This window comes from Brevundimonas sp. GN22 (assembly GCF_054824005.1).
The window spans coordinates 24,800-51,708 of sequence record NZ_JSYD01000062.1; the positions used below are offsets into that span (position 1 = coordinate 24,800).

The window sequence follows — 26,909 nt, forward strand, 5'->3', positions numbered from 1 at the left end:
CTGGCGAATTATGTTTAACAACGGTTAAGCTCGTTCGTAAAGACCTTATTAACCTTTTATTAACCAACTCATCGGTCCGCCGCACTAATCTCCTGTAGAATCATCAAGTTGGAAGTGGCCAGTAAGCGTTGCAATTGGCTTGTCGTGAGCCTCTTGCCAGGCCTCGGCTGTTACATATGCGACCTTCTTGCCTGCTTTGCGGATCTCTGCGCGGGCATAAACGTCGGTCGCACGGCCGACTCGCAGATAGGCGATCGACACATTGATCGGACGCGGAAGACGCAACCTTGGATAGAGATGCGACACCTTCGCCATGGCTGCCATTTCAAGCAGAGCGGCTGTCGTTCCTCCGTGGAGGGCCGGGATGAGCGGATTGCCGATTAAATGGTCGGAGAACGGCATGACAACCGTGACCTGATCGCCGAAGACCTCGGTCTTGAGGTTCAGGAACTGGGCATAGGGCAGGTGGTCGAGCAGGGGCTTGGTCATTCGGCGTCTCCTTGGCTTTGGTCACGCAGGGACGGCTTGTGAATGATGTAGGCGGCCTGTGAAGCCGCGACCGGATCGTTAGGGTCGTCTTCGAAAGCCCATGCGCGGACGAACGCCATGGTGCGATTCAACTGATAGCACTCTGCCTCTGCCAACAAATCACGACCGGGGGCAGCGGCGCGCATGTAGTCAACTCGCATGTCGAGCGTGGCGATGGACTGAAACTGGTTTAGCGCCAGCCATACCGACATGCCGCCAACGTGGTCCAACAGGGTGCTGACCAACCCGCCTGCAAGCACTCCGGAGGCCGGATCGCCGACCAGTTCGCGACGATAAGGCACGCGCATACGCACGCGACGATCCTCGTGGCCCAGAAACTCGAAACCCAGTGCGTGGGTGTGTGCAGAGCCCGCTGCCAACTGGGGCAGGATGGCGAGCAGTTCAGGATTAGTCATTGAAACTCCTTGGGGAGGGCGGTCCAAACTGTGGGGCCGACCGCAAGGTGTTGTCTAGCGACGCGGTTAAAGATTCACTGCGTGGAGATTTGGTTCGCCGAAGGCTTCAACTTCGGTACGCGATGCCATGGCACGGATCATCGCCATACGCAGACGCTCGGGCTTGATCGGCTTCTCGACCACGCAGATCATGCCGGCTTCGAGATAGCCGGTGACATCGTCAGGATCGGCATTGGCGGTCAGGGCGATAATTGGCACTGAAGCGCGATCATCACCCAGTGCCCGAATGGCGCGAGTGGCTTGCACCCCGTCCATGCGCGGCATCTTGATATCCATCAGGATGATGTCGAAGCGCCCGTCCTTGGCCGCTTCCAGCGCTTCGGCACCGTCTTCGGCTGTCTCGGACGTGCACCCGAACATTTCGCATAGAGCGCGGGCCACGACACGGTTGGTCGCGTTGTCGTCGGCGATCAGAACGTGCGGACGGCCCATGACGTCCAGCCCTTCAAGATGGGCTACGTTGGGTTCTTCCTCGACGGCAGCGGTCGCACGTTCAACCGAGACGTCAAAGCCATAGGTCGTGCCGCAGCCATTATTGTTCTCGGCAAAGATACGACCGCCCAGAGCGTTCAGTAGGTGCCACGCTGTGGCCGAGGCGATGTTGCCTGTTGTCGCAAGGTCGCCAAAGCACGTAGCCAGTTGTTCCACATCCAGACCCGGGCCATCGTCACGGACGCGGGCCTGAAGTTGGATGCCAGCCGCAGTCGGTTCAGCCTTCAGCCCAACCTCGATTACGCCGTTTCGCGACCAGCGCAGGGCGCTCTCGATCAAAGTGTCATAGGTTGCGCGGAAACGCGGAGGGTCGATGAGTGCCAGAAGATCGGTGTCGCCCTCATAGCTGGCCATGATCGTAACGCCGGCGCTTTCGGCGCGAGTATTCCAGTCTGCCGTGATGGAATCCATAAACTCTCGCAGCGGCGTGGGCTGCAGGTTCAGGGTAAAGTTCCCGGTTCCGGTTGCGGCGAGATCGCGGGCCTGTTGCAGCAGGCTGGTGCCCTCGGCAGCTGAGTTATGGATCGCGGCGACATATTCTGGGATCTGGCGGGACTGCGGTTGGCGTTTGATGAGTTCGGCAAACGCCTGAACATTGGCCAGGGGCGGGGCCAGTGCATCGGTCAGTGTGCGAACGAACAGGGCCTTTGCTTGGGCAATGGCCTGCTGATCCAGTTGGCGCGACTCGAGTTCCTGAATCCGGGCTTCTTGTTCCGCCAGCCGTTCGGCCTGCAGCCCGTTGACGAAGTGGAACAGCTTGATCGCTGTACCCACGCCGAAATACTGGCCGCGATGGGTCACGATGAAACCGCGCATCAGGGTGGACGCGCTGGATTTGAGAATGGTCTGGGAGAAGGACGCGATGCGGACGTCGGCATCCACAATCGCCGGCTCGGTATCCATGATCAGCGACACCGGTCGCGATGAATAACGGCTCTGGCCCAAGGGGGAGGCGAGTTTCAGCAGGAAGTCTTGACGATCGATCAGACCCACGGGGCGTCCGTTGTCGACCACGGGCAGAGCCATGGTGTCCGGATGCTGGGCAAACCAGCTAAAGACCTCGGGCACGGTGGCATGAGGGCTGACTGGAGGCACACGTTCTGTGAGCGTTTCAATCGTCGGCATTAGGCCGCACTCCACTATAGGAAAGGTAACATCGCGTGGAATTCTTTTCCGAACGGTTAAGCTGTTGGTTGTGCGGACGTTCACACCTGTGAAGCCGTAGAAATGCTGCTTTTTTGCAGCAAAGGGACGTTTACGCTATAAGCGCTGCTTCTTACCGAGCTTTCGTACTCTTTCTGGATGCGCGCGGCCCTATGGCCGACCGCAGGTTTCTCATGAACGCTTTCCAATCCTCGTCGCCTTCCCAAGCTGCCCTTGTCCTCTTTTCGGGAGGGCAGGACAGCGCCACCTGTCTGGCCTGGGCGTTGGCTAAATATAGCCGAGTCGAGACCATAGGATTTGATTACGGTCAAAGACATGCTGTTGAAATGTCTGCGCGTTTGTCGGTTCGTGAAGAGATGAAGCGGGTGCTTCCTCAATACGCAGAACGCCTCGGCGACGACCATGTGGTCGATTTGACGGGTTATGGACGTATTGCGGAAAGCAGCCTGACCAGCGAGGTCGCCATCGAGATGGACGCCCGCGGGCTTCCCGCGACCTTCGTGCCGGGGCGTAACCTGATCTTTTTGACGACGGCGGCAGCCCTGTCAGACCGTCGGGGTCTGGGCGTACTGGTGACTGGCGTGTGTGAGACGGATTACTCCGGCTATCCGGACTGCCGTCAGGCAACTATCGACGCCATGTCGCACGCCCTGACGCTGGGTCTGGATCGTCCGGTGCCGATTGAAACCCCGCTGATGTACCTGACCAAGGCGCAGACGTGGGAGTTGGCAAACGAGATCGGCGGCGAGCCGCTGGTGGACGCTATTATCGAAGCCTCGCACACCTGCTACGCGGGTGATCGCGAGCACCGCCACGACTGGGGCTATGGCTGCGGAACCTGCGCGGCGTGTGAACTGCGCGAAGCGGGCTACCGTGTTTGGAAGGAAGGCTGATGACCTATTCGGTCAAGGAATGCTTCCTGACGGTTCAGGGCGAGGCGGGACAGGCAGGGCGCGTCTCGGTCTTCCTTCGTTTTGCGGGCTGCAATCTGTGGAGCGGGCTGGAGCGTGATCGCGAAACCGCCGTCTGCACCTTCTGCGATACGGATTTTGTCGGCACCAACGGTGATGGCGGCGGCAAGTTCAAGACTGCGGACCTGCTGGCCGATCATGTGAACAGCTTCTGGACCGGCCGCGAGGGCGATCCGAAGTTGGTTGTCTGCACGGGGGGCGAGCCTCTGCTGCAGCTGGATGCACTGCTGATCGACGCCCTGCATGCGCGAGGCTTCGAGATTGCCATCGAGAGCAATGGCACCATCAAAGCCCCTGACGGCATCGACTGGATCTGCATCAGTCCCAAGGCCGATGCCGAAGTCATCCAGACCTCGGGGCAGGAGTTGAAGCTGGTCTATCCGCAGGTAAAGGCCATGCCCGAACGTTTCGAGCACATGGATTTCGAGCGCTTCTGGCTGCAACCGATGGATGGCCCGGATCAGGCCGCCAATACCCAAGCGGCCATGGACTACTGCCTCAAACACCCGCAGTGGCGTCTCAGTATCCAGACCCACAAATACATCGGGGTAAGATAAGGCGTTTGCCGAGTTGATTTGCCGTTGGCACCGTCAGGTCAGCATTCCTGACCACGGCGCTGACGGCGTTCGCAGCGGCGCTCTTCCTTTTTACGTTTGGCACGAAGCTCTTCGTCCGACGTGGTAACGGCATCTACACCCGCACCGATGACTGCACCCGTGGCCTTGGCGGTGCCACCGACAACGGCAGCGCCCGCGCCCACTACGGCTCCGGCCACGCATCCGCTGAGGCCGAGGGTCAAAACCATTACTGCGCCGATAGTGGCGATATAGGTTGATCGGCGGTGGTGAGCATTCATGGGATTATGTGCCATTATCGAAACCGGCGGAGCAGCTTCAGTCGGGGGAGTGATGATCCACATAGTACCGTTTGAAGCGGACCTACATAAGGCGGTACTTTCCGACATCTGGTTCCGCGCCTCGATGCAAGCGCATCCCTTTATCGGCGAGGCGACGTTGCGCGAGCAGCCGCTGCTGATGGAGGATGTCTATCTGCCCATGGCGACGACCAGCGTGGCTGTGAAAGATGGCCGGATTGCCGGTTTCGCCAGCCTTCTGAAAGACCACATCGCCGCCCTGTTCGTTGATCCGACGGCACAGGGTCAGGGGATCGGGCGCGAACTGCTGGACCACGCGGCGCGGGGGCGGGAGCAACTGTCTCTGGAAGTCTACCTCCATAATCCAAAAGCCGTGGAGTTTTACGAACGCTATGGCTTTGTCATCGAGAGCCGGCGCGAGGTCGATGATCAGGGGCAGCCGTTCCCGAACGCCCGCATGATTTGGCGCAGGCCATGAAAAAGGGCGCTGGAGTGATCCAGCGCCCTTTCGCTTTCGGGGAATCAAACGGCCTTACAGGCTGTCGACCATCACCAGTTCGGCATCTTCCTTGGCGGTGATGGTGATCACCGGCTCGTCGATGATACCAGCGCCGTCGCGGGCGTTCAGCGTGGTGCCGTTGACGTCGACCTGACCGACAGCCGGAACCAGATAGGCGCGGCGACCGGATTTCAGGTCATAGGTCAGGCTCTCACCCGCCTTCAGCGTCGCGGCCAAAATTTGGGCGTCGGCGTTGATGTTCAGCGAGCCGTCGTTGGTGTCGCCCGAAGCCACAACCGTGAACTTGCCCGAGCGGTCCGACTTCGGAAACTCGCGCTGGCCCCACGAAGGTTCGGCACCCGGGCGGTCCGTTTCGATCCAGATCTGGAACAGCGTCGTCAGCTCGTTCTCCATGTTGTACTCGGCATGGCGAACACCCGTACCGGCGCTCATGACCTGAACATCGCCAGCCCCCGTGCGGCCTTGGTTGCCCATGGAATCCTGGTGGGTGATGGCCCCCGTGCGGACGTAGGTGATGATTTCCATGTCGGCGTGCGGGTGGGGCGGGAAGCCCGACTTCGGACCGATTTCGTCATCGTTCCAGACGCGCAGACGGCCCCAGCCCATACGATTGGGATCGTAATAGTTGGCGAACGAGAAGTGGTGCTTGGCATTCAGCCAGCCGTGGTTGGCGCCACCGAGGGTATTGAAAGGACGGACATCGATCATGGTGATCTCCCCAACGCTTAAAGTGTGCAGCCCGTTGCTGCTTCGTTGAGAGCTATATAAGGAACAGTTACTGTTACGAATAGGGGTGTAATGATCACGGATTGTTACGTGCTGCTCCTTTCTAACGTAGCGGTGGAGAATTGGCGAGCAGTTCGGTTCTTCGGCACCGTCACATGGTCTGGCGGTAGATCACGACCGGATGCATGCCTTGACGACAATTAAGTATTGTCGTTCTCTGTGGGGCTTTCATCGGGAGCGCATACTTTGATCAATGGCTTGATGTTTGCGGGCGCGCTTCTGGCGATGGAGCCGGAACTTCAATGGGTATCGCTATTGAAGGTGTACGGCGACGAGGTTACGCAGGATGTATGGGCGGATAACGAACGGCTGCTTCTCAAGCTGATTGGCCACCACCTTTGGATCGAGGAAAGCGTTCTGGACCGACGTCCCATTCAGGGATGTATGACGTCCCATCAAAGAGGATGGGTCAGCCTTCCGGTCTGTGTCGGTGCCCGTCTAGAGGAAATGGAGGCACCGGAAGGAACAGTGTCTCTGACCATCGCCCCGTCACATGACAACGCCTCGGTGGAATGGACCTGTACCGGGACGGGTCGAGCCGGATTCGATGGATCGCGGCAGGTCGCCACTTTTAACCGAGCCGCCCTTGATAACCCTTCGATAGAAGACGTTCAGCGGGCCGCGCAGTGTTTACTGGCAGCAAGCAGAAGCGGAGAGTGATGATGGCCGGATTTGTCACGAATTGGGGAAGGGTGATCAGCCCAGTCGCCGTTGGCAGCGCCCTTTTAGCGGCTACCGCCGTTCAGGCTTCGATACCGCCCACCTATAACATCATGTTCATCGGCGATGCGCGCGAGGCACGCGCAATCGGCGCTGCCGTCAGCGCCTATATGATCCAGCACGACGCCTATTTCGATCAACCTCTGGAGATGTCGCGATCGTCTGTGGCGGGGTGTATGGAGACCGACACTTACGCCGCCTGCATTGCCGAGGCGTTGAGCGCCCCCGCGCATTCATCGGTTCATGCCCCGGTGGTGGTCTGGGCGAGAGTGGATGGTGACAGCTTGATCTGGAACTGTGCGGGTCGACTTGGCGAGGCTTCAGCCACGCTTGACGTATCTTCAACCCGCAGAAGGCCTTGTTCGGTTCGGGTGAAGAGCAGAGCGCCGAACTTCGCAAGGCCGTTGCCTGTATCAAGGATGCGGGCCGGTCGGGCTAGCCTCCGAACATTCTAAGCGTATAGCGGCTATCGCGACTGGACATATGGGATCGGACACTTAGCGAATAGGTGCCGGTCCGAGGCATCGTGTGCCGCAGGCCTTGAACATTCAGATAGACCTCAGCGTCCACACTTCGTGCCAGAACGCTGCCTTTACAGGCGTCATCGGAAAAGATCGTTAGCGTTGGGCCCAACATTTCCAAGGTAAACCGCGCCAACTCGCCTTGGGTGGCGGCAAATTGGTAGCAATCGAAAAGGGCACCCTCTGATGTCTGACGGTCGTCGGCTATCAGTTCGCCGTGATAATAGGAGCCGGGCGCAATTCGAACGCTTCTATCATCGTTGCTCGTTAGACGAAGACTGTAACGACCAGTCTCAATATTGCGAAGTCCGATACTATAGATCGCAACAGCGACTTTTATCGGGGTCTCCGCATGGAAGGTTAGAAAGGAGATTTTTTGGCCACCTTGACCTTCCACGCCATCAGAAAAGCTTTTGCAGTCCGGAGCGGCTGTATCATCTCCGGGAATGACAATCAGTTTAGGGTTAAGGGTGGTTTCACCTTGAACATCAATCGCATAGTTGGTTCCTGCGCGCAGGCTGATTGTGTAGCAATCGACCGGCATGCGAAGGTTTGGATCGACGTCGCTGGCCGTCAACTCCCCGTGATGCAGACGGCCCACGGTCAGTGTTTCCTGGGATATCGCGGGCGATGCCAGAAACAGGGATACACATAGGACTGATAGGGGCTTTTTCACCGTACTATCCTTAGTGAATGGCGCGCGTTTGGAACATCAGCGCGCAGCTTAACACTCATTTGAATAACGGTAATCTGTAAAATGGTCGATGGCGCAGGATGCCGACACCTGAGGTGTCAGTCTTCAAGCGGTATCCCGTGCGCTTGGCAGTACATATGCCGCGCGTTTCGCGCCGAGTTACCCATTTTAACCTGCTCGACGGTCCAGGCGTCGAGGTAGCGGCCATCGGGATGACGTAGATCGACGCCCGCGCGTCGCAGTCGGCTCAGTAGGACTGAAGCACCGTAGTTAGCCGCTGAAATCCAGCCCAACATGTCACTGATGTCATCGGGTGAGAGCCCGTCCTTGTCAGGATTGTAGGCGTCGGAATCCAGAGCGTCGCCAAGCTGCTGAAGAACATCTGTGATGTTGACGGCCATTGGTACGCTCTTGGGTTGGTGTGGAAGTCTGAATGAGTTCACGCAACAACTTTAAACCAATACTGACGCCCTTACGGCTCCTTAGCCCACCTGCGCCCGATGCCGCAACTTGGCATCCGCCAGCACAATCGCTGCCATCGCTTCGACGACCGGAACGCCGCGCAGGGCGACGCAGGGGTCGTGGCGGCCCTTGGTGCGTAGGTCCACTTCGGCACCATCGCGATTGATGGTCTGGCGGTGGGTGAGGATCGAGGAGGTGGGTTTGAAGGCCACGCGAGCGGTGACGGGCTGGCCCGTCGAGATGCCGCCGAGGATGCCGCCCGCCTTGTTCGACAGGAAGACAGGCTCGCCATCGGGGCCGATACGCATTTCGTCGGCGTTTTCCTCACCTGACAGCATGGCGGCCTCGAAGCCCGCGCCGATTTCCACGCCCTTGACGGCGTTGACGGTCATCAGGCCCGATGCCAGTTCGCTATCCAGTTTCGCATAGAGCGGTGCGCCCCATCCGGCAGGCACGCCGGTGACTTCCAGCGCAACGACCGCACCGATGCTGGAGCCAGCTTTGCGGACGGTATCCAGATAGGCTTCCCATTCCGGCACCACTTCGTTCGACGCAGCGAACAGGGCGTTGTCGTAAGCGGCGCTGAAGTCGATCTGATCGTCAGGGATGCGGTGCGGACCCAGCTGCACCACGCCCGCGCGGATTTGGATGCTGTCCCCCAGAACCTTGCGTGCCACGGCTCCGGCCGCCACGCGGCCGGCCGTTTCGCGGGCGGATGAGCGGCCACCGCCGCGATAGTCGCGGATGCCGTACTTGGCCTGATAGGTGAAGTCGGCGTGACCGGGACGGAAGGCGTGGGCGATCTCGCCATAGTCCTTGGACCGCTGGTCGGTGTTTTCGATCATCAGGCTGATCGGCGTTCCCGTGGTGACGGGGCCGTTACCGTCGTCGAACACGCCCGACAGGATTTTGACCGCGTCGGCCTCTTGGCGCTGGGTGACAAAGCGGCTGCCGCCCGGTTTGCGCTGATCCAGAAATGGCTGGATGTCCGCTTCGGTCAGCGGGATCAGCGGCGGGCAGCCGTCAACGACGACGCCAATGGCCGGCCCGTGGCTTTCGCCCCAAGTGGTGATGCGGAACAGGTGACCGAAGCTGTTATGTGACATGGGTACGGGGATTAGGCCGCGCTGGCCTGTGTCGTCCAGTGCTGAGTGAACTGCTGGCGCATATGCTGAGCGTCGCTCAGGTGCTCGTCGCGGGCTTCGAGCGTGATGAACAGGTCGCCCGCAGGGTGTGAGCCACGGGCGGGCAAACCCTTGCCGGGGAAGGAAAGCTGCACTGGCTCTTGCATGTCTGGCACCAGCCAAGCGGTTTGCGGGCCGACAGGGGTATCCATCTCGATACGGCCACCGTCACGCAAGTAATGGGCCGGTACGCGCTTGTGCACGAAGAGATCGGACCCGAACACTTCGATGCCGAACTGGGGGCGGATGCGGACAGGGATGGTGGCGATATTTTTGAGCCGCAGACGGTCACCGTGGCGAAGACCCGCAGGAATGCGTAGGCGATACAAGCGTTCTTCGATCCATACCTCTGCGGTGCCGCCAGTAATGGCCTGAAGCGGGGTAATGACCGCCACCGGAGCGGGGCGCACGACGTGCAGATTGCGCGTGGGTGCACCGAGGGCGGGGCGGGGAAGCGGCTGGTTTTGCAGTAGGTGGTAGGCTTCGACCACATAGCGGAACAGCACCACGTCACCATTGGGCGAGTCGGGGTGAACCGCCTTCGCCACGCGCCGGAAAGCGGTCGACAAATCCGCAGCCGATGTGGGCCCTGTAAGGCCTAAAATCTGGCGGGCCTCGAAAATTGTTAGCCGTCTTTGCTCCATGACAAAGACTGTTGCGGCAATATGGTCAAAGGGTCGTTAACCGTAACGACGCCGTTGGCGGACTTGGGTCCGACAGGCGAGAGAGTTATAACGCACGCCATGAGTCACGCAGCCATTCCACCCAGCCCGTCCCGCGCCGATTATGAGGCGCAACTGGTCCGTAACTCGGATGACAGCATCTTTGACGGTGCAGACCCGATGGCTGTCTTCGCGGACTGGCTGAAAGAGGCTGGCACGACCGAACTGAACGATCCCAACGCCATGACCTTGGCGACTGTGGATTCCCGCGGCATGCCCGACGCCCGCATCGTCCTGTTGAAGGACATCGATGCACGCGGCTTTACCTTCTATTCCAATCTGGAAAGTGCCAAGGGGCAGGAACTGGCGGACCATCCGCAGGCCGCGCTGGTGTTCCACTGGAAGTCGCTTCGCCGTCAGGTGAGGGTGCGTGGGGTCATCGAGCCTGTAACCGCCGAAGAGGCGGACGCCTATTTCGCCAGCCGTGCGCGTGAAAGCCGCATCGGCGCATGGGCTTCGTCACAGTCCCGCATGCTGGAAAGCCGCGACGTGCTGGAACAGCGCGTGGCAGAGGAGACCGCCCGCTTCGAGGGCAAGGATGTACCGCGTCCGCCGCACTGGTCCGGTTGGCGACTGGTACCCGTGTGCATCGAGTTCTGGCGCGACCGACAGTTCAGACTGCACGACCGTATGCGGTTCGTCCGCCACAACGGCCAATGGGACGTTGAGCGGCTCTATCCGTAAATCAGGTGCCGTAGCGCGCCCAGAAGGTTTCGACCGCATCCTCGGCGATAGCGCGGGCAGTGCGTGACTGAACCGGATCCTTGTCTGTCGCCAACGGCAGCAGCAGGACTGGATACTCGACCATGCCCAGAAGTTGGCTCACCGCCCAACTGGGTTTTTCCAGCTTCAGCAGACCATCCGACGCCATCGCATCGAGCAGGGTGATCAGTTTGTGCGCGATATCTCCGCGTCCCTGATCAAAGAAGTTTGCCGCCTTGGCGCTAAAACGGGGTCGTTCTGCAACCACCAGCCGGAACATCTTGCGCACGAAGCCGTCGGACAGAAACTCGATATAGCGCGTCAAATATTCGACCAACGAGGATCGCGTGGGGCCGGTGGCCTCGGCGACCGACAGGATTCGGTCATAGAACTCGTTCGCGGCTGTATCGATAACGGCCTCGAACAGATCGGATTTACTGGCAAAGAAGCTGTACAGGGTCGCGGTCGAGACACCTGCAGCCCGCGCGATCGGCTCGATGCGCGCGGCTGCGTACCCTTCGGCCACAAACCGCAGGCGGGCCTCTCGGATGATCGTCTGGACCCGGGGGTCCTGGGGGGTGTTCATGAAGGTCCAATGGGCTGATGAGCTTTCATCTGTGCCGACATTGGACCAGCTTTGCTATTGACGCAACATAACAATGTTATGGAAAGCGCGAATATTGTCCCGCTTTGTCAAGATGACCGGTTATCGGACATACGGCTCAAGTAACGGGTGTAAAAGCACTGGTGCTACCAGACGTAGTACGTCGTTGCGATCTACCAGTCGAACAGCGGCAGTAGCATCGGCAACAATAAAGTCTGCGTGGACACGCGACGGCTCTGTAAAGGCCTCGTGACCGGGGCGTACAGTCAGCAAATATTGGTTCACAACAGAGTCCGCTGTGCGCCCGCGCTCGATCTGATCACGCAATAAACGACGGATGAAGCGAATGTCCGCAGGCGTATCCACGAACACCTTCACATCAAACAGCGCGGCCAACTGGACGTTGCACAGAAGGTGAGTACCTTCGATGATCACAACATCGGCGGCGGGGACGTGTTCGCCGCCCGGCTCCCGCCCGTGGGTGATGAAGGAATAGATCGGAGCCGTAATCGCCTTACCGGCCTTGAGCGACGTTAGGTCGCGGATCAGTAGATCGTGATCGCGCGCGTCGACATGGTCGAAGTCGTGGGTCGCCGGATCGAAGCCGGGCACCGAAGCCGCATCGCGGTAATAGGAATCCTCGCGCAGGAGCGCGGCAACGCCTTCGGGAAGGGCTGAAATCAGGGCTTCTGCAAGCGTGGACTTGCCCGAGCCCGAGCCGCCGGTAATGGCAATAAGAATGGTCATAGGCCGGTTTCATTCACCGTTGCGGCCCGCGAAGCAAGACGACGAACGGCGAAAAATCCCTTTGAAGCCCCAATCCTGACGCTAGGTCACGTTGCATGGCCTTGGCTTAATGGCTTAGCGTCGCTGATAGCGCCGGTCGAAGAACAACAAGAGCGCAATACAGGGTCATATTTAAAGAGGAAACGCTTGATGCTGGGATTGATGCAGGACTGGCCGCTGACGGTAGATCGTATTCTCGATCATGCGCGCGAGTGGCATCCGCGATCAGAGGTGGTGACGCGCTCCGTCGAGGGGCCAATCACACGTGTGACCTATGCCGACTTGCACCAGCGCGCGAAGAAGGTGTCCAACGTCCTGAAGGCCTGGGGGATCAACGCCGGGGATCGCGTGGCGACCCTGTGCTGGAACACCGACCGCCACGTCGAGGCATGGTACGGAATTATGGGTATCGGGTCGGTGTGTCACACCCTGAACCCGCGCCTGTTCGCCGAGCAACTGGTCTACATCATCAATCACGCCGAAGACCGCGTGATAATGACGGACCTGACGTTTGTGCCATTGCTGGAAGCCATCCTGCCGCACATTCCCAAGGTCGAACGCTTTGTCATCATGACCGACAAGGCGCACATGCCCCAGACCAAGCTGCCGAACTGCGAGGCGTATGAAGACCTGATCGATCAGGCTTCGGCCGATGTTGTCTGGGGTGGCTTCGACGAGAACACTGCCTGCGGCCTTTGCTATACGTCGGGTACGACGGGCAATCCCAAGGGCGTACTCTACTCGCACCGCTCCAACTTCCTGCATACGCTCATGACCATGCAGGCCTCGGTGCTGGGAGCCACGCCGGACGACGTGATCCTGCCGGTCGTGCCTATGTTCCACGCCAATGCGTGGGGGATCGCCTTTGCCGCGCCTGCTACGGGGACCAAGCTGGTCATGCCCGGTGCCAAGATGGACGGTGCCTCCATCTACGAGTTGTTGGAAACCGAGGGCGTGACTTTCTCGGCCGCCGTCCCGACGGTCTGGCAAGGGTTGCTGCAGTATATGCGCGAGACGGGCTCGCGCCTGTCGACGGTGAAGCGGGTGCTGATCGGTGGTGCTGCGGTGCCTGAAATGCTGATCCGCGCCTTCGAGGACGAATACGGAGTGGAGGTGGTTCAGGGCTGGGGCATGACCGAGACGTCTCCGGTCGGCACCATCTCCAACCTGCGGCCTGAAATGCGCGGCTGGACCAAGGACGACCAGATCCGCCAGCGCGTTAAACAGGGCATTCCGCCTCTGGGCGTCTCGCTCAAACTCGAGAACGACGAAGGTAATGAACTGCCGCATGACGGCGAGACCTTCGGTCGCCTGCTGATCAAGGGGCCGACCGTGGCCAAGGCCTATTTCAAAGGTGACGGGCCTATCGTCGACGCCGACGGTTGGTTCGATACCGGAGACGTGGCCACCATTGACGATCACGGCTTCATGCAGATCACCGACCGCGCCAAGGATGTGATCAAGTCCGGCGGGGAGTGGATCAGCTCCATCGAAATCGAAAACCTGGCGGTGGGTCATCCCAAGGTGGTATTGGCGGCCGTTATCGGTGCGGCTCACCCCAAATGGGACGAGCGTCCGCTATTGATCGTGAAGTTGAAAGAGGGCGAGGCGCTGGACAAGCAGGAGCATCTCGACTTCCTGCAAGGCAAAATCGCCAAATGGTGGATGCCTGACGATGTTGTCGCGGTGGAAGAGATTCCGCTTGGCGCAACGGGCAAGATCGACAAGAAGCTGTTGCGTGAACGAATGAAGGATTATCGCCTTCCTTCAATCGGCTAGCGGATTCGAGAGGTCCTGGTCCATGTCCCGAAACAAATCCCTGGTTGGTCTTTCGCGACTGCTCCTATTGGTCACCCTTCTGACGCCACTGATGGTGTTGGGGGCTGTGCTGGCGACGCGGACGGGTTTGATCAGCCTTGCGACGGGGTATGGCACCTTGGGCCTCAAAGTCGCGCCGGTACTGGCGTGGGTCGGGGCAGGGGCGGGCATCGTCTCGCTTCTGCTGCTGATCAAGAACCGGTCTTTGTGGCTCTATGGCGTTTTGTCGGTAGTCATCGCCGCCGTCTCGCTGGGAGCGGTGCAATACCAGTTGGCGCGTTTCGGGCCTTCGCCCCGCGACGTGACGTCCAATGTGGAGGATCCTCCCGCCTTTGGCCGTGCGCTACTGTCCGAGCGCCGCGCTGCGGGCGTTCGTCCAACGGTCGCCGCGGACTGTGATGGCCTTGAGGCTATCGACAGCCAGTTGGCACCCGATGTTGCCGCCTGGGCCCTGAAGCAGTCGGGCGTGACGGTCATGGGGATGTCTCCGTTCCGCGTCGATGGATGGAAAGAGGGTATGTGGTTCGGCATTCAGCACGACGTCACTGTGCGCATCCGTCCGGGACGCACGGATGTGCGCGTCGCGGCCCGCGACGGTCTGCCGATCGGTCCTCAGGCCTGTGATCTGGCCAAGCGCATCATCAGCGAGATGAATGCCCTGCGTTAAACGCTATGAAATAAGGTGCCAGTGCCCCGAAAGGCTGTACTCGTCGTCGGTGGTCACCCGACCATCCTGCGCCAGTTTAATCAGGTGTGACAGTACCGACAGGCTGGCGGCGGGCCATAGGGTCTGGCTGACGACGGCATAAAGCACGGGGACCATCTGGGCGATGGTGGTGTCACCTGCTTCGAGCCGCTCCAGCACCTGCGCTTCCCGGCCCGTGCGGTGGGCATGATACCCTTTCAAAAAGGGCTCGACGTCTGTGATGGGAGCACCGTGCGTGGGCCAGATCACATCAAAGCCACGCGCCATCACTGCCTCAAGACTAGCCATGTAGTCCGACATGTCGCCATTGGGGGGAGCGACGATTGTGGTGGACCAGCCCATGATGTGGTCGCCACTGAACAAGCCGTTCTCCTCGCGCAGCACAAAGGCCAGATGATTGGAAGCATGGCCGGGCGTCGCCATGACCTCAATCGTCCAGCCGTCGCCCTCGATGACTTCACCGCCGGAAATGATGACATCGGGCTGGAAGTCTTCATCGTCGTGTTCATCCAGACGAACCGCCTCTAATCCATCACGCATCGGAGGTTGTGCGGCGTAGATGGGAACTCCGCCGCATGCAGCCGCCAGGGCCTTGCTGAGCGGGGCATGATCAGAGTGGGTGTGGGTCACCAGAATATGGCTGACCGTACGGTGTCCGATGGCGGCCAACAGCGCAGACAGATGCGCTTCATCTGCGGGGCCGGGGTCGATAACCGCAACCGCTCCTCCAGCACCCACGATATAGGTCCCTGTGCCGGTGAAGGTGAAAGGTCCGGGGTTGTTCGCGATCACCCGTTCCACCCGCGCCGATACGCGATCGTTGCGGCCGTAACTGAAATCGAATGACTTGATGAACTGCATGGTTTGTCCGGTCGAGAGGCGGTCCGGGTTTGATACGCACATGGGGCTGGCCTGCCTATAGACAGCCTTGTTTCCTTAAGCTGACCAAGGCTCCGCAATCGGTCCGGTCAAAGGAGAACAGCTGAGTCGCGCAAGTTCTGTGTCTTCAGCTCGACAGTGTCTAAAGTCGCAAACCTGATTCGACGAACCCGGATAGTTAATTCGAATACTGTCAAGTTTGAAAATGGTGCCCTCGGGGTAGCATTCCGTGAGCTTCAACCGGTGCAGCAGCGCTGCGGGGGGCGTGGGGGAAGCAGCTGAAAATGTTCGAAAAACTACATCATTGTGGCGTAATGCAAATGTTCCATCGACTGCGGACTGCTTGAAAAAGCCTGTGAATACTTAACGAAAAAGATCTCAGGCTTTGCCGTAATATGACTGTGATCCAAATGTGACGTAATTACCGCGATGTAGCCATATTTGGCCTAATTCCGTTACGGGCCGTTGACGACGTTTTGTGGATAGGGACGTATCGGCGTTCCACGGAGGAGGACTCAATATGTCGAATTTTAACGGGCGTAAGTGGTTGCTCGCCAGCAGCGTGCTGGCTGGAGCCGCCCTTGCCGGTGTGGGAACGGTTGCGCACGCGCAGTCGAGCCAGGAAGAAGTCGCTCAAGTCAGCGACATCGTCGTCACCGGTTCGCGTATCTCGCGTCAGGACTACAAGTCGGCCAGCCCGATTGTGACCGTCGACGCAGAAGACATTCAAGCGACGGGTTCGGTCACGATCGACTCGCTGATGAACGACCTGCCGCAATTTACGCCGTCGATCTCGTCGACGTCGAACAACCCGTCGAACGGCGGTCAGGCTAACCTCGACCTGCGCAGCCTGGGTTCCAAGCGTACGCTGGTGCTGGTGAACGGTCGCCGTCTGGTTCCGTCGAACGGCGACGGTTCGGCTGATGTCAACTTGATCCCGTCGGCTCTGGTTCGCAGCGTTGAAACCATCTCGGGCGGTGCTTCGGCTGCCTATGGTTCGGACGCTGTTGCCGGTGTTGCCAACTTCATCCTGAACGACCGCTTCTCGGGCGTGCAGATCGACGCCCAATACGGCCAGACCGACCGTGAAGATGGCGTGACCCAAAGCTACACCATGACCGTCGGCGGCAACTTTGCCGATGACAAAGGTAATGCTGTATTCTCGGTCAACCGTTCGACCCGCGACCTGATCTTCAACGCTGCACGCGATTTCTCGTCGATCTCGGGTGCTTCGGGCACCTCGCCGATGGGCTCGGTCGTGTTCGACAGCGCCAACCTGCCGTCGGCCGCTCTGGTTCGTGGTTACTTCAACGATCCGGCTCTGGCCCTGACCGGCGCCTTCGGCTTTAACAACGACGGCACCGTCTTCAGCCACGCCAAGGCCCTGAACTTCAAGAGCCCGGGCGGCATCGAGTATGATGGCTTCTATGAGCCGGGTTCGAACTATCTGTTCAACACCGGTGCTCTGAACTACCTGTCGCTCCCGATGGAGCGCTGGAACGTTTATTCGGCCGGCCGTTACACCGTCAGCGAGAACCTCGAGTTCTATGGCGAAGCCCTGTTCAACCAGTACGAAGCTTCGCAAGAACTGGCTGCAACCCCGGCCGCATCGTCGACCGGCTTCCGCGCTCCGGCAACGAACCCGTTCATCCCGACGGACCTGAAGAACTTCCTCAACAGCCGTCCGAACCCGCTGTCGTCGTTCCAGCTGAACAAGCGCTTCACCGACCTCGGTGGCCGTCATGCTTCGTATGACTATAGCGTTTACCAGCTGACCGGCGGCATCCGCGGTACCCTGCCGAACACCGACTGGACCTATGACCTGTACGCCCAGTACGGTCGCGTCAGCAACGCTGAAACCCAAACCGGCAACGTGTCGCGTTCGGCTGTTCAGACCCTGCTGGACGCACCTGACGGCGGTGCCAGCATCTGTGAGGGCGGCTTCAACCCGTTCGGCGTACAGCCGGTGTCGGCTGACTGCTTGAGCTACATCGGTCGTACGTCGCGTACGGCAACCGAAATCGAACAAACCGTTGTTGAAGGTACCCTGCAAGGTAAGGCCTTCGACATGCCGGCTGGCGAAGCCCGTCTGGCTGTCGGTGTTCAATACCGTGAAAACAGCTACGACTTCGCTTCGGATCCGTCGCTGGCGCGTATCAACCCGATCACCCCGCACCTGGGCGCAAATGGCCTGCCGGACGGTGGTAACATCGGTGGGGTGGAAATCGCCGGCTTCAACGCCGCTGACTCGCTGAACGGTTCGGTTCGCAGTATCGACCTCTTCGGCGAACTGCTGCTGCCGCTGCTGGCTGACAAGCCGCTCGTCAAGCAGCTGGACCTGACCCTCGGCTGGCGCTACGCCGACTACAGCTCGATCGGTGGCACCACGGCCTACCGTGCTGACATCGACTGGGAAGTGGTTGACGGCTTCCGCGTTCGCGGTGGCTTCAACCGCGCTGTTCGCGCTCCATCGATCGGTGAACTGTTCTCGCCGGCAGGCGTAGGCTTCCCGGCCATCGGTAACGCTAACGCGACGGCTCCGGGCGGCGACCCGTGCGACGTCCGCGGCTTCTTCCGCCGCGGTGCAGACGCCGCTCAGGTTCGCTCGCTGTGTATCGCTCAAGGCCTGTCGGCTTCGGTCGTAGACAGCTACGAGTTCTCGAACAACCAGGCTAACGGTTGGTCGGGCGGTAACCCGGACCTGCAAGAAGAAACTGCTGACACCTTCTCGGTCGGCCTGGTTTGGCAGTCGCAATGGCAATCGCCGTGGCTGTCGCGCTTCTCGGCTTCGGTCGACTACTACAGCATCGAAATCGAAGACGTGATCTCCAGCATCGCCATCTCGGACGCTCTGCTGGGCTGCTTCAACGGCACCGGTGAGAACCCGAACTACGACGCTAACAACAGCTACTGCCAGCTGTTCAGCCGTGATCCGCTGAACGGTTCGATCGTCAACGCGATCGAAAACCTGGACAACCTGGGTGTTCTGAAGACTTCGGGCGTCGACCTGCAAGTCGACTGGGGCGTCCAACTGGCTGACATCGGTGCACCGGACTGGGGCATGATCAATGTCAACGCCGTCGTGGGTTGGTTGGGTACCCGTGAAGACTCGGTCGTCGCCGGTGGCGTTCTGACCGATCGTAAGGGCACCATCTCGGACAGCTTCGGCAACACCTTCCCGGAATGGAAGTCGCTGGTTTCGGCGAACTGGAAGCAAGGTCCGTTCGGCGTAACCGCTCGCTGGCGCCGTGTTGGTGAGATGACCGTTTACGGTTCGGACGAAGTTCTGGATGCAACCCACTACTTCGACCTGACCGGCAGCTGGGACATCAACGACACCGTCTCGCTGCGTGGCGGTATCAACAACCTGACCGACCAAGAGCCGCGCACCTGGGATCCGGGTGTTCAGGCCAACACCGACCCGTCGACCTACGACATCCTGGGTCGTCGTTACTTCGTCGGTCTGACGGCCAAGTTCTAATCCACGAAGGGGAGGCGGTTCGCCGCCTCCCTGACGGATCAGGCTTTTTAGGGCGGTGGTCTTCGGATCGCCGCCCTATTGGTTTGAGCGCGTATAGCGAGCGCAAAAAAGCCGCCCGTTTGGGCGGCTTTCTCGTATCAGGGTCGCAACCTAGTAGTTGAGGATCGGTGCCAGCCAGCGCTCGGCCGTCGCGACATCCCAGCCCTTACGGGCCGCATAGTCCTCGACCTGATCTCGATCGATCTTGCCGACGCCGAAATAGTGGCTCTCTTCATGACCGAAATAGAGGCCGCTGACCGAGGCAGGCGGGTTCATCGCATAGCTTTCGGTCAGTTCCATTCCGGCTTGAGATTCAGCGTCCAGAAGGCGGAAAAGCGTGGCTTTTTCGGTGTGATCTGGCTGGCAAGGATAGCCGGGGGCAGGGCGGATGCCCTTGTACTTTTCTTCGATCAGGTCCTGAACAGACAAGTCTTCATCGGCGGCATAGCCCCATAGCTTGGTACGGACTTCCTTGTGCAGGCGCTCGGCAAATGCCTCGGCCAGACGGTCGGCCAGTGCCGTGGCCATGATGGCCGAATAGTCGTCACCTGCCGCCTTGAATTCGGCGGCCTTGGCCAGTTCGCCATGACCCGCAGTCACCGCAAACGCCCCGATGTAGTCCTTGCCATCTTCGGCCACGAAGTCGGACAGGCAAAGGTTGGGCTTGCCGTTGGTCTTGGCGATCTGCTGGCGCAGGCCGTGGAAGGTTGCGACCTGCTCGCTGCGGCCTTCATCGGCCCAGACGACGATGTCGTCGCCCTTGGCATTGGCAGGCCAGAAGCCAACCACGCCCTTTGCCGTGTACCATTTCTCGTTGACGATCCGGTCCAGCATGGCGCGGGCGTCTTTGTACAGATCGCTCGCAGCCTCGCCGACGATCTCGTCTTCCAAGATCTGCGGGAAGCGGCCGATCAGTTCCCAGCTTGCGAAGAACGGGGTCCAGTCGATGTGATCGGCCAGATCCTTCAGGTCCCACTCATAAGCGCGGGTGCCGAGGAAAGTCGGGGCGGGCGGCGGTGCAGGATTTGCAGCGTTGAAGCGGTTTGCGCGCGCTACAGGCAGCGGGGCACGGGCCTTCGCTTCCTGACCGCGGGCATACTGCTCGCGGATGCGGGCGTATTCTTCGCGGGTCGAGGCTTCGTTCTTGTCTTTTTCGGTCTCGGACAGCAGGCCCGACACCACCCCGACGGCGCGGCTGGCATCGATGACATAGGTAGTCGATCCGGCCTTGTAAGCCGGCTCGATCTTCACCGCCGTATGGGTCCGGCTGGTGGTGGCACCGCCGATCAGCAGCGGGATGTTCATCCCGCGCCGCTCCATTTCGGAGGCGACGAACACCATCTCATCCAGCGAAGGCGTGATCAGGCCCGACAGGCCGACAATGTCACAGTTGTGAGCGATAGCCTCGTCGAGAATGCGGTCCGCGGGCACCATGACGCCGAGGTCCACGACCTCATAGTTGTTGCACTGGAGCACGACGCCGACGATGTTTTTGCCGATGTCGTGGACGTCGCCTTTAACAGTCGCCATCAGGATTTTGCCGGCCTGCTGGCGCGGTTTTCCGGCCTTTTCGGCCTCCATGTAGGGTTCGAGATAGGCGACGGCCTGTTTCATCACGCGGGCGGATTTCACCACCTGCGGCAGGAACATCTTGCCCGCACCGAACAGGTCGCCGACCACGTTCATGCCGTCCATCAACGGGCCTTCGATGACGTGAAGCGGGCGCTCGGACTGGGCGCGGGCTTCCTCGGTATCGGCCTCGATATACTCGGTGATGCCGTTGACCAGCGCATGCTCGATACGCTTGCCGACTGGCTGTTCGCGCCATTTCAGGTCCACGACCTTGGCGGCACCTTTTTCGCCCTTATAACGCGGTGCCATGTCGACCAGTCGCTCGGTGTTGGACACGTTCGTGCGCTGAGGGCGGTTCAGGATGACGTCTTCAACGGCCTCGCGCAGTTCCGGATCGATGTCGTCATAAACAGGCAGGTCGCCCGCATTGACGATGCCCATGTCCATGCCTGCATTGATGGCGTGGTAAAGGAAGACCGAGTGGATGGCGCGGCGCACCGGCTCGTTGCCACGGAAGCTGAACGACACGTTGGACACGCCGCCCGAAACGCGAGCGTAGGGCAGGGTGGCCTTGATGACCTTGGTCGCCTCGATGAAGTCCACGGCATAATTGTCGTGTTCTTCGATCCCCGTCGCCACGGCGAAAATGTTCGGGTCGAAGATGATGTCTTCGGGCGGGAAGCCGACCTCATTGACGAGGATGTTGTAGGCGCGGGTGCAGATCTCGATCTTGCGGGCGGCGGTGTCGGCCTGACCCTGCTCGTCAAAGGCCATGACCACGACCGCGGCACCGTAGCGCAGGCATTGCACGGCGTGATGGCGGAAAGCGTCTTCGCCTTCCTTCATCGAAATCGAGTTGACGATCGGCTTGCCCTGGACGCACTTCAGGCCTTCCTCGATCACCTCCCATTTGGAAGAGTCGATCATGATCGGCACACGGGCGATATCAGGCTCAGCGGCGATCAGGTTCAGGAAGTTTTTCATGGCCTTGGGGCCATCCAGCAGCCCTTCGTCCATGTTCACGTCGATGATCTGGGCACCGGCCTCGACTTGCTGACGGGCGACATCCAGAGCGGCGGTGTAATCGCCCTCCACGACCAGTTTGCGGAACTTGGCCGAGCCGGTGACATTGGTCCGCTCGCCGACGTTGATGAAGACAGGACGCATCAGGCGTTATCCAGTTGAGCTAGGCGGCGGACGATAGCAGCGAGGTAGCCTCTGCTGTGGCAGGCGGCGATGTGACCCTCGCTGAAGCGCTCGCTTCTGACGATATAGGTGGCGTAGCCGAGCAGGGTGGCCTGATCGGCGGCGGAAATGGTTTCGATCGAAGGGTTCGGCACACGCTCGCCCTTCAACATGCGGTCGTAGACATCGGACGGTCCGCCAAGGCCGAGGGCCCCGAGCGCCCGTTCCCACGCGTAATAGACGGGGTGATATTTGGCGTAGCTGAACCCGGTTCCGGTGCGTTCCCACTTGACGAATTGATCGTCGGTGGTCGCATCCAACTCTTCGGCCAGTTCCAGCAGGCTAGACATCAGGCAACCAGTTCGAACGGTTCCAGACCCGACAGGCGAAGGGCGACGGGGCGTTCGGGAATAGCGCGCGGGGCAACGCCAGATACTTCCTCGGCGATGTGCTTGATGTGGTCCGGCGTGGTGCCACAGCAGCCGCCGACGATGTTCACCAAGCCCGACTTGGCCCACTCCTCGATGAAGTGGCCGGTTTCGTGGGGTTGCTCGTCGTATTGGCCCATGGCGTTGGGCAGGCCAGCGTTCGGATAGGCGCTGACGAGGGTATCGGCGACGCGCGAAAGCTCGGCAATGTGCGGGCGCATCAGTTCGGCACCCAGAGCGCAGTTGAAGCCGACCGCGAACGGTTTGGCGTGACGCACGGAGTTCCAGAAGGCCTCGGCCGTCTGGCCCGACAGGGTACGGCCCGAACGGTCGGTGATGGTGCCGGAAATCCAGATAGGCAGCGGCTCGTAGCCTTCGTCTTCGAGGTCCTTCACGGCCTTGATCGCGGCCTTGGCGTTCAGGGTGTCGAAGACGGTTTCGATCAGGAACAGGTCCACGCCGCCGTCGTGCAGAGCCTTCGCCTGTTGCTTATAGGCGTTGTAAACCTCGTCATAGCTGACGGCGCGATAGCCGGGGTCGTTGACGTCGGGGCTGAGCGACAGGGTGCGGTTCGTGGGGCCGATGGCACCGGCCACAAAGCGCGGCTTGTGTGGTTCTTTCTCGGTCCAGCGGTCGGCGACTTCGCGGCCGATGCGGGCGCCTTCATAGTTCAGGTCATAGACCGCATCTTCGAGGCCATAGTCGGCCTGGGCGATGGTGGTGGCCGAGAAGGTGTTGGTCTCGGAAATGTCCGCGCCGACGCTGTAATAAACGTCGTGCAGACCCGCCACGATATCGGGACGGGTCAGGATCAGAAGGTCGTTGTTGCCCTTTTGCGGGTGGCTGTGATTGGCGAAACGCTCACCACGGAAGTCTTCTTCCGTCAGGTTCTCGCGCTGGATCATTACGCCCCAGCTGCCGTCCAGAACCAGAATGCGTTCCTTGGCCGCGTTATAGAGGGCGGCGATGCGTTCGGAGCGGGTCAGAGCCATAACTCAAGCAGCCTTTTGTTCGCGCACGCCCAGAACACGGCAGATGGCATAGACCAGATCGGCGCGGTTCAGGGTGTAGAAGTGGAAGTCCTCGAAGCCTTCTTCCTGAAGGCGGGCGCATGTCTCGGCGGCCACGGCGGCGGCCAGCAGTTTGCGCGTTTCCGGATCGTCATCCAGACCGTCGAAGTGGGCAGCCAGCCAGTCGGGCAGGGCGGCACCACAGGCCGAGGTCATGCGCTGAAGACCTGCAAAGTTCGACACCGGCATGATGCCCGGAATGAGTTTCAACGTAATGCCCGCAGCGCGCACCTGATCGCGGTAACGCAGGAAGGCATCCAGATCGAAGAAGAACTGCGACACGGCGCGGGTGGCACCGGCGTCTTGCTTGGCCTTCAACACATCCAGATCATGCTGGATTGACGGGCTTTCAGGGTGCTTTTCCGGATAAGCACCGACGGTAATGTCGAAACCGCCGACAGCATTGATCGCCTGAGCCAGCTCGGTCGCATTGGCATAGCCATCCGCCCGCGGGGTGTAGGCACCGCCAATGCCCGTGGCACCGGGCGGGTCACCGCGCAGCGCAACGATGTGGTCGACGCCGATGGACTTATAGCCCTCGATCACTTCATCGACTTCGGCGCGGCTGGCCTCGACGCAGGTCAGGTGCGCGGCGGGGCGCAGCGAGGTTTCGGTGATGATGCGCTGAACGGTGCGGTGCGTGCGCTCGCGGGTCGAGCCGCCTGCGCCATAGGTCACCGACACGAATGCCGGATTGAGCGGCTCCAGACGACGGATCGCCTTCCACAGATTGGCTTCGGCTTCGTCCGTCTTCGGCGGGAAGAACTCAAATGAAACGTTCACCGCCTTCTTGCTATTTCCGGCGCGGGCGACGGGGCCCAGCGGCGACAGCAGCAGGGCGCGAGCTTCGGCGAGAGAGGAAGGGGCCATGTCAGGCGCTCTTTCGGGCTTGTTCAGCGAGGCGGGTACCGGTCCAGACATGGACCGTCAGCCCCTCGCGGTCAGGCGGCAGGATGATGGGTTCGGAGGGCGTAAGGCCGCCCAGTTCGAGCCATTGGGCAATTTCAATGTCGGCGAAACCGAGGCGGCGATGCTGATGGGCCTCGCGCAGATGCTCGAAATTATGCGGCGCGAAATCGACGATCAGCAGCTTCCCACCGTCGGACACGAGGCGTGCGGCCTCGGCGACGGCGGCGGCCGGATCATTCAGATAGTGCAGAACCTGATGCACGATCACCAGATCGGCGCTGCCGAGGGGCAGGCGGGTCGAAAAGATGTCGCCGTGGCGCAGTTCGACCTTGTCCATGCCCGCCGCGGAAACATTGGCGCGGGCGATGTTCAGCATGTTCTGGCTCAGGTCCAGACCCACCGACATCTTGGCCTTTTTGCCCAACAGGGTGAGCATCCGGCCTGAGCCGGTGCCCAGATCGACCACGCGATCAAACGGACCGGGGCCCACAGCTTGTTCTACAGCGCGTTCGACGTCAGTCTCGCACACATAGAGCGAACGCATCTTGTCCCACTCGGGCGCGACCTGTTCGAAATAGCGGGCGGCTTCCTCGGCCCGTTCCTGACGAACCTCTTCGAGGCGGCGATGGTCCGCTTCGCCTTCACCGTCAGACAGGATGTCCAGCACCGTATCCGTCAGGCGGCGGGCGAGGGCATCGTGCGACAGGCGATAGAAAACGCGGGCACCGTCCGGAAAACGCTCGATAAGCCCGGCATCGGCCATCAGCTTGAGGTGACGCGAAACGCGCGGCTGGCTCTGGTCCAATACGCGGGACAGTTCCATGACCGACAGTTCTTCGGCAGCCAGCAGGGACAGGATACGCAGGCGCGTAGGCTCACCCGCGGCGCGGAGAATCTCTACAGTCTGGTCGGCACTAAGGTTCATGCCCCATATAAAGATATCTTTATATGATTATGCAAGGAAAAACGAAGCGGGAGCACACACTTATGCTTCGCATGCGCCCCATCTCCTGCACAGATCATCCAATAACGCGCTGTAGGACGCGTGTAGACACACTTTTTAATCCGCTATCGGCGTAACCAAGGGTTGTCCCGCGAAATGGGCCGCCAGATTCTGCATCGTCAGGAGCAGCATGCCCTGAACTCCATTTGTGGTCGCGCCGCCTGCGTGTGGAGACAGAACAAGATTTGGAACGTCGGTCCAGCGGTCAGCGGGGGTAGGTTCGGTCTCGAACACGTCCAGAGCGGCACCGCCCAACGCCCCTGACTTCAGGGCCTCGATCAAGGCACTCTCGTCGACGAGGGACCCGCGCGACACATTGATGATGATACCTTGAGGGCCAACCGCACGGATAATTTCTGCGTCGATCAGGCCGCGGTTACTGTCATCTGCCCGGCAGGCGACAACCAGAATGTCTGTGTCTGCGGCGAGTTGCTTCAGGCTCTCGGCGCGCGTCCATTCAGTGTCCTTGGCACGCGGACCCCACCATTGGACATCGAGGTTGAAGGCTGACGCGCGTTTAGCCACTGCCGCGCCGATGGCGCCTAGACCGACGATGCCCACCTTCTGGCCCTGCAATGATCCGGTGATATTGCGCTGGTCGAGGCTCCAGTCACCGGAGATGACCATGGCATGCCCCGCCACAATCTCGCGGCGGGCCGCCAGCATAAGGCCCATAGCCATATCGGCGACGTCCTCGTGGTTCACATTGGGTGAGTGGCTGAGTTTCAGGCCGCGTTCACGGCACCACTCAACATCCAGCCCGTCGTATCCGGCGGTGAAACAGGCCACCAGTTCGAGGTTCGGCAACTTTTCGATGACGGGCTTGTCCAGCGGCTCTTCGCCCGCCGTGACAATGGCGCGTATCTCGTGAGCCGCTTCTACGGGCGGGCCTTCCCACAGACGAAAGACGTCATACTGGGTTTCAAGGAACGGGCTGAGCGGTGCCAGCATCCGGTTCATGATCAGGACGGCAGGACGGGTCATGCCTCTACACTATCGCCGTTATCCAATCTGACCAGAGCAAAGAAAAACGGCCCCGCCCGTGTGGGCGAGGCCGTCGATCATTTCAGCTTAGGATCGGCTTAGCGGCCGAACTTCTGGTGCTGGATACGCTTCGGAATGATGCTGTCTGCACCAAGGCGACGCATCTTGTCCTGTTCGTAGGCTTCGAAGTTACCTTCGAACCATTCCACATGGCCGTCACCTTCGAAGGCGAGGATGTGGGTGGCCAGACGGTCGAGGAACCAGCGGTCGTGGCTGATGACCACGGCGCAGCCGGCGAACTCTTCCAGAGCCTCTTCGAGGTTCTGCAAGGTTTCGATGTCCAGATCGTTGGTCGGTTCGTCGAGCAGGATCAGGTTGCCGCCGGTGGCCAGCGTCTTGGCGAGGTGGACGCGGTTGCGCTCACCACCCGACAGTTGGCCGACCTTCTTCTGTTGGTCGCCGCCCTTGAAGTTGAACGAGCCAACGTACGCACGCGTATTGATCTCGCGCTTGCCGACCATCATCACGTCGGTGCCGCCCGAGATCGCTTGCCAGATGCTGTCATCCGGCTTCAGATCGTCACGCGACTGGTCAACGTAGGCCAGCTTGACGGTTTCACCGACCTTGAT

The 26,909-nt window shown here is 60.4% G+C and carries 27 protein-coding genes; 8 read left to right on the top strand and 19 right to left on the bottom strand.

All coding sequences use genetic code 11. The features are described from left to right. Positions 1–84 precede the first annotated feature (84 nt). The 3 genes from OB03_RS09220 to OB03_RS09230 all read right to left on the bottom strand — a co-directional run bounded on the left by OB03_RS09220 (position 85) and on the right by OB03_RS09230 (position 2,621). Positions 85–489: a PaaI family thioesterase gene (locus OB03_RS09220; RefSeq protein ID WP_461343937.1), complete on the bottom strand. Its 405-nt coding sequence runs from the start codon at positions 487–489 to the stop codon at positions 85–87. Beyond that, positions 486–944: a PaaI family thioesterase gene (locus OB03_RS09225; RefSeq protein WP_242913180.1), complete on the bottom strand. Its 459-nt coding sequence runs from the start codon at positions 942–944 to the stop codon at positions 486–488. Before OB03_RS09225 ends, OB03_RS09220 begins: the two co-directional genes overlap by 4 nt. Before the next feature lie 66 nt (positions 945–1,010). Then, positions 1,011–2,621, bottom strand: coding sequence for a response regulator (locus tag OB03_RS09230; protein WP_461343938.1), 1,611 nt, complete (start codon positions 2,619–2,621; stop codon positions 1,011–1,013). A gap of 212 nt (positions 2,622–2,833) precedes the next feature. Between OB03_RS09230 and queC the strand changes: the two genes are divergently transcribed. Together queC and queE are read left to right on the top strand one after the other, a co-directional pair. Then, positions 2,834–3,553 (top strand): 7-cyano-7-deazaguanine synthase QueC, encoded by a 720-nt coding sequence (queC, locus tag OB03_RS09235; RefSeq protein WP_461343939.1) that lies wholly within the window; start codon positions 2,834–2,836, stop codon positions 3,551–3,553. Beyond that, positions 3,553–4,188 (top strand): 7-carboxy-7-deazaguanine synthase, encoded by a 636-nt coding sequence (queE, locus tag OB03_RS09240; protein ID WP_461343940.1) that lies wholly within the window; start codon positions 3,553–3,555, stop codon positions 4,186–4,188. Before queC ends, queE begins: the two co-directional genes overlap by 1 nt. A gap of 38 nt (positions 4,189–4,226) precedes the next feature. On the opposite strand, the gene OB03_RS09245 is transcribed toward queE, so the two are convergent. Then, positions 4,227–4,487, bottom strand: a complete 261-nt coding sequence (locus tag OB03_RS09245; protein ID WP_461343941.1) for a hypothetical protein — start codon at positions 4,485–4,487, stop codon at positions 4,227–4,229. A 52-nt stretch (positions 4,488–4,539) separates the two neighbouring features. On the opposite strand from OB03_RS09245, the gene OB03_RS09250 reads away from it, so the two are divergent. Next, a complete protein-coding gene (locus OB03_RS09250; protein ID WP_461343942.1) occupies positions 4,540–4,983 on the top strand; it encodes a GNAT family N-acetyltransferase in 444 nt (147 codons plus the stop codon). A 54-nt stretch (positions 4,984–5,037) separates the two neighbouring features. Here the strand turns inward: OB03_RS09250 and OB03_RS09255 are convergent, their stop codons facing one another. Beyond that, positions 5,038–5,733: a pirin family protein gene (locus OB03_RS09255; RefSeq protein WP_461343943.1), complete on the bottom strand. Its 696-nt coding sequence runs from the start codon at positions 5,731–5,733 to the stop codon at positions 5,038–5,040. 264 nt (positions 5,734–5,997) lie between these two features. Here OB03_RS09255 and OB03_RS09260 point away from each other — a divergent pair, with 264 nt between their 5' ends. After that, complete coding sequence (locus OB03_RS09260; protein ID WP_461343944.1) at positions 5,998–6,471, top strand: hypothetical protein; 474 nt, start codon at positions 5,998–6,000, stop codon at positions 6,469–6,471. A 495-nt stretch (positions 6,472–6,966) separates the two neighbouring features. Here the strand turns inward: OB03_RS09260 and OB03_RS09265 are convergent, their stop codons facing one another. The 4 genes from OB03_RS09265 to OB03_RS09280 form a co-directional block, all read right to left on the bottom strand. Next, entirely contained in the window at positions 6,967–7,653 is a 687-nt protein-coding gene (locus OB03_RS09265; protein ID WP_242913189.1) for a hypothetical protein, read from the bottom strand. 191 nt (positions 7,654–7,844) lie between these two features. Further along, a complete protein-coding gene (locus tag OB03_RS09270) occupies positions 7,845–8,147 on the bottom strand; it encodes a hypothetical protein (protein ID WP_461343945.1) in 303 nt (100 codons plus the stop codon). Between the two features lie 81 nt (positions 8,148–8,228). Next, positions 8,229–9,314, bottom strand: a complete 1,086-nt coding sequence (gene aroC / locus OB03_RS09275) for a chorismate synthase (RefSeq protein WP_461343946.1) — start codon at positions 9,312–9,314, stop codon at positions 8,229–8,231. 11 nt (positions 9,315–9,325) lie between these two features. Further along, complete coding sequence (locus tag OB03_RS09280) at positions 9,326–9,961, bottom strand: J domain-containing protein (RefSeq protein WP_242913192.1); 636 nt, start codon at positions 9,959–9,961, stop codon at positions 9,326–9,328. Between the two features lie 174 nt (positions 9,962–10,135). Here OB03_RS09280 and pdxH point away from each other — a divergent pair, with 174 nt between their 5' ends. Then, on the top strand, positions 10,136–10,798 hold the full coding sequence (gene pdxH / locus OB03_RS09285) for a pyridoxamine 5'-phosphate oxidase (protein WP_461343947.1): 663 nt from the start codon (positions 10,136–10,138) through the stop codon (positions 10,796–10,798). Between the two features lies 1 nt (position 10,799). Here pdxH and OB03_RS09290 read toward each other — a convergent pair whose 3' ends face one another. Both OB03_RS09290 and udk read right to left on the bottom strand, forming a co-directional pair. Then, on the bottom strand, positions 10,800–11,402 hold the full coding sequence (locus OB03_RS09290) for a TetR/AcrR family transcriptional regulator (protein ID WP_242913194.1): 603 nt from the start codon (positions 11,400–11,402) through the stop codon (positions 10,800–10,802). 120 nt (positions 11,403–11,522) lie between these two features. Then, positions 11,523–12,167 carry a uridine kinase gene (gene udk / locus OB03_RS09295; protein ID WP_461343948.1) on the bottom strand — a complete coding sequence of 215 codons (645 nt, stop codon included), beginning with the start codon at positions 12,165–12,167 and terminating at the stop codon, positions 11,523–11,525. Positions 12,168–12,356: 189 nt separating this feature from the next. Between udk and OB03_RS09300 the strand changes: the two genes are divergently transcribed. Then, the gene (locus OB03_RS09300; protein WP_461343949.1) at positions 12,357–13,985 is read left to right on the top strand and encodes a long-chain-fatty-acid--CoA ligase; all 1,629 of its coding nucleotides are present in this window, start codon (positions 12,357–12,359) and stop codon (positions 13,983–13,985) included. A 22-nt stretch (positions 13,986–14,007) separates the two neighbouring features. After that, complete coding sequence (locus OB03_RS09305; RefSeq protein ID WP_461343950.1) at positions 14,008–14,691, top strand: DUF1499 domain-containing protein; 684 nt, start codon at positions 14,008–14,010, stop codon at positions 14,689–14,691. A gap of 3 nt (positions 14,692–14,694) precedes the next feature. On the opposite strand, the gene OB03_RS09310 is transcribed toward OB03_RS09305, so the two are convergent. After that, positions 14,695–15,633 carry an MBL fold metallo-hydrolase gene (locus OB03_RS09310; protein WP_461343951.1) on the bottom strand — a complete coding sequence of 313 codons (939 nt, stop codon included), beginning with the start codon at positions 15,631–15,633 and terminating at the stop codon, positions 14,695–14,697. A gap of 496 nt (positions 15,634–16,129) precedes the next feature. Between OB03_RS09310 and OB03_RS09315 the strand changes: the two genes are divergently transcribed. Further along, on the top strand, positions 16,130–19,090 hold the full coding sequence (locus OB03_RS09315) for a TonB-dependent receptor domain-containing protein (protein ID WP_242913199.1): 2,961 nt from the start codon (positions 16,130–16,132) through the stop codon (positions 19,088–19,090). 150 nt (positions 19,091–19,240) lie between these two features. Here OB03_RS09315 and metH read toward each other — a convergent pair whose 3' ends face one another. The 7 genes from metH to OB03_RS09350 all read right to left on the bottom strand — a co-directional run. Beyond that, complete coding sequence (metH, locus tag OB03_RS09320) at positions 19,241–21,868, bottom strand: methionine synthase (protein ID WP_461343952.1); 2,628 nt, start codon at positions 21,866–21,868, stop codon at positions 19,241–19,243. After that, positions 21,868–22,236: a DUF6508 domain-containing protein gene (locus OB03_RS09325; RefSeq protein ID WP_242913201.1), complete on the bottom strand. Its 369-nt coding sequence runs from the start codon at positions 22,234–22,236 to the stop codon at positions 21,868–21,870. The genes metH and OB03_RS09325 overlap by 1 nt, the downstream gene beginning before the upstream one ends. Continuing rightward, complete coding sequence (locus OB03_RS09330) at positions 22,236–23,306, bottom strand: homocysteine S-methyltransferase family protein (RefSeq protein ID WP_461343953.1); 1,071 nt, start codon at positions 23,304–23,306, stop codon at positions 22,236–22,238. The genes OB03_RS09325 and OB03_RS09330 overlap by 1 nt, the downstream gene beginning before the upstream one ends. Before the next feature lie 3 nt (positions 23,307–23,309). After that, positions 23,310–24,254: a methylenetetrahydrofolate reductase [NAD(P)H] gene (gene metF, locus OB03_RS09335; RefSeq protein ID WP_461343954.1), complete on the bottom strand. Its 945-nt coding sequence runs from the start codon at positions 24,252–24,254 to the stop codon at positions 23,310–23,312. A gap of 1 nt (position 24,255) precedes the next feature. Continuing rightward, positions 24,256–25,218 carry an ArsR/SmtB family transcription factor gene (locus OB03_RS09340; protein ID WP_242913204.1) on the bottom strand — a complete coding sequence of 321 codons (963 nt, stop codon included), beginning with the start codon at positions 25,216–25,218 and terminating at the stop codon, positions 24,256–24,258. 135 nt (positions 25,219–25,353) lie between these two features. After that, positions 25,354–26,280, bottom strand: coding sequence for a 2-hydroxyacid dehydrogenase (locus tag OB03_RS09345; protein ID WP_461343955.1), 927 nt, complete (start codon positions 26,278–26,280; stop codon positions 25,354–25,356). Between the two features lie 98 nt (positions 26,281–26,378). Beyond that, a partial coding sequence (locus tag OB03_RS09350; RefSeq protein ID WP_461343956.1) for an ATP-binding cassette domain-containing protein occupies positions 26,379–26,909 on the bottom strand: 531 nt, incomplete at its 5' end.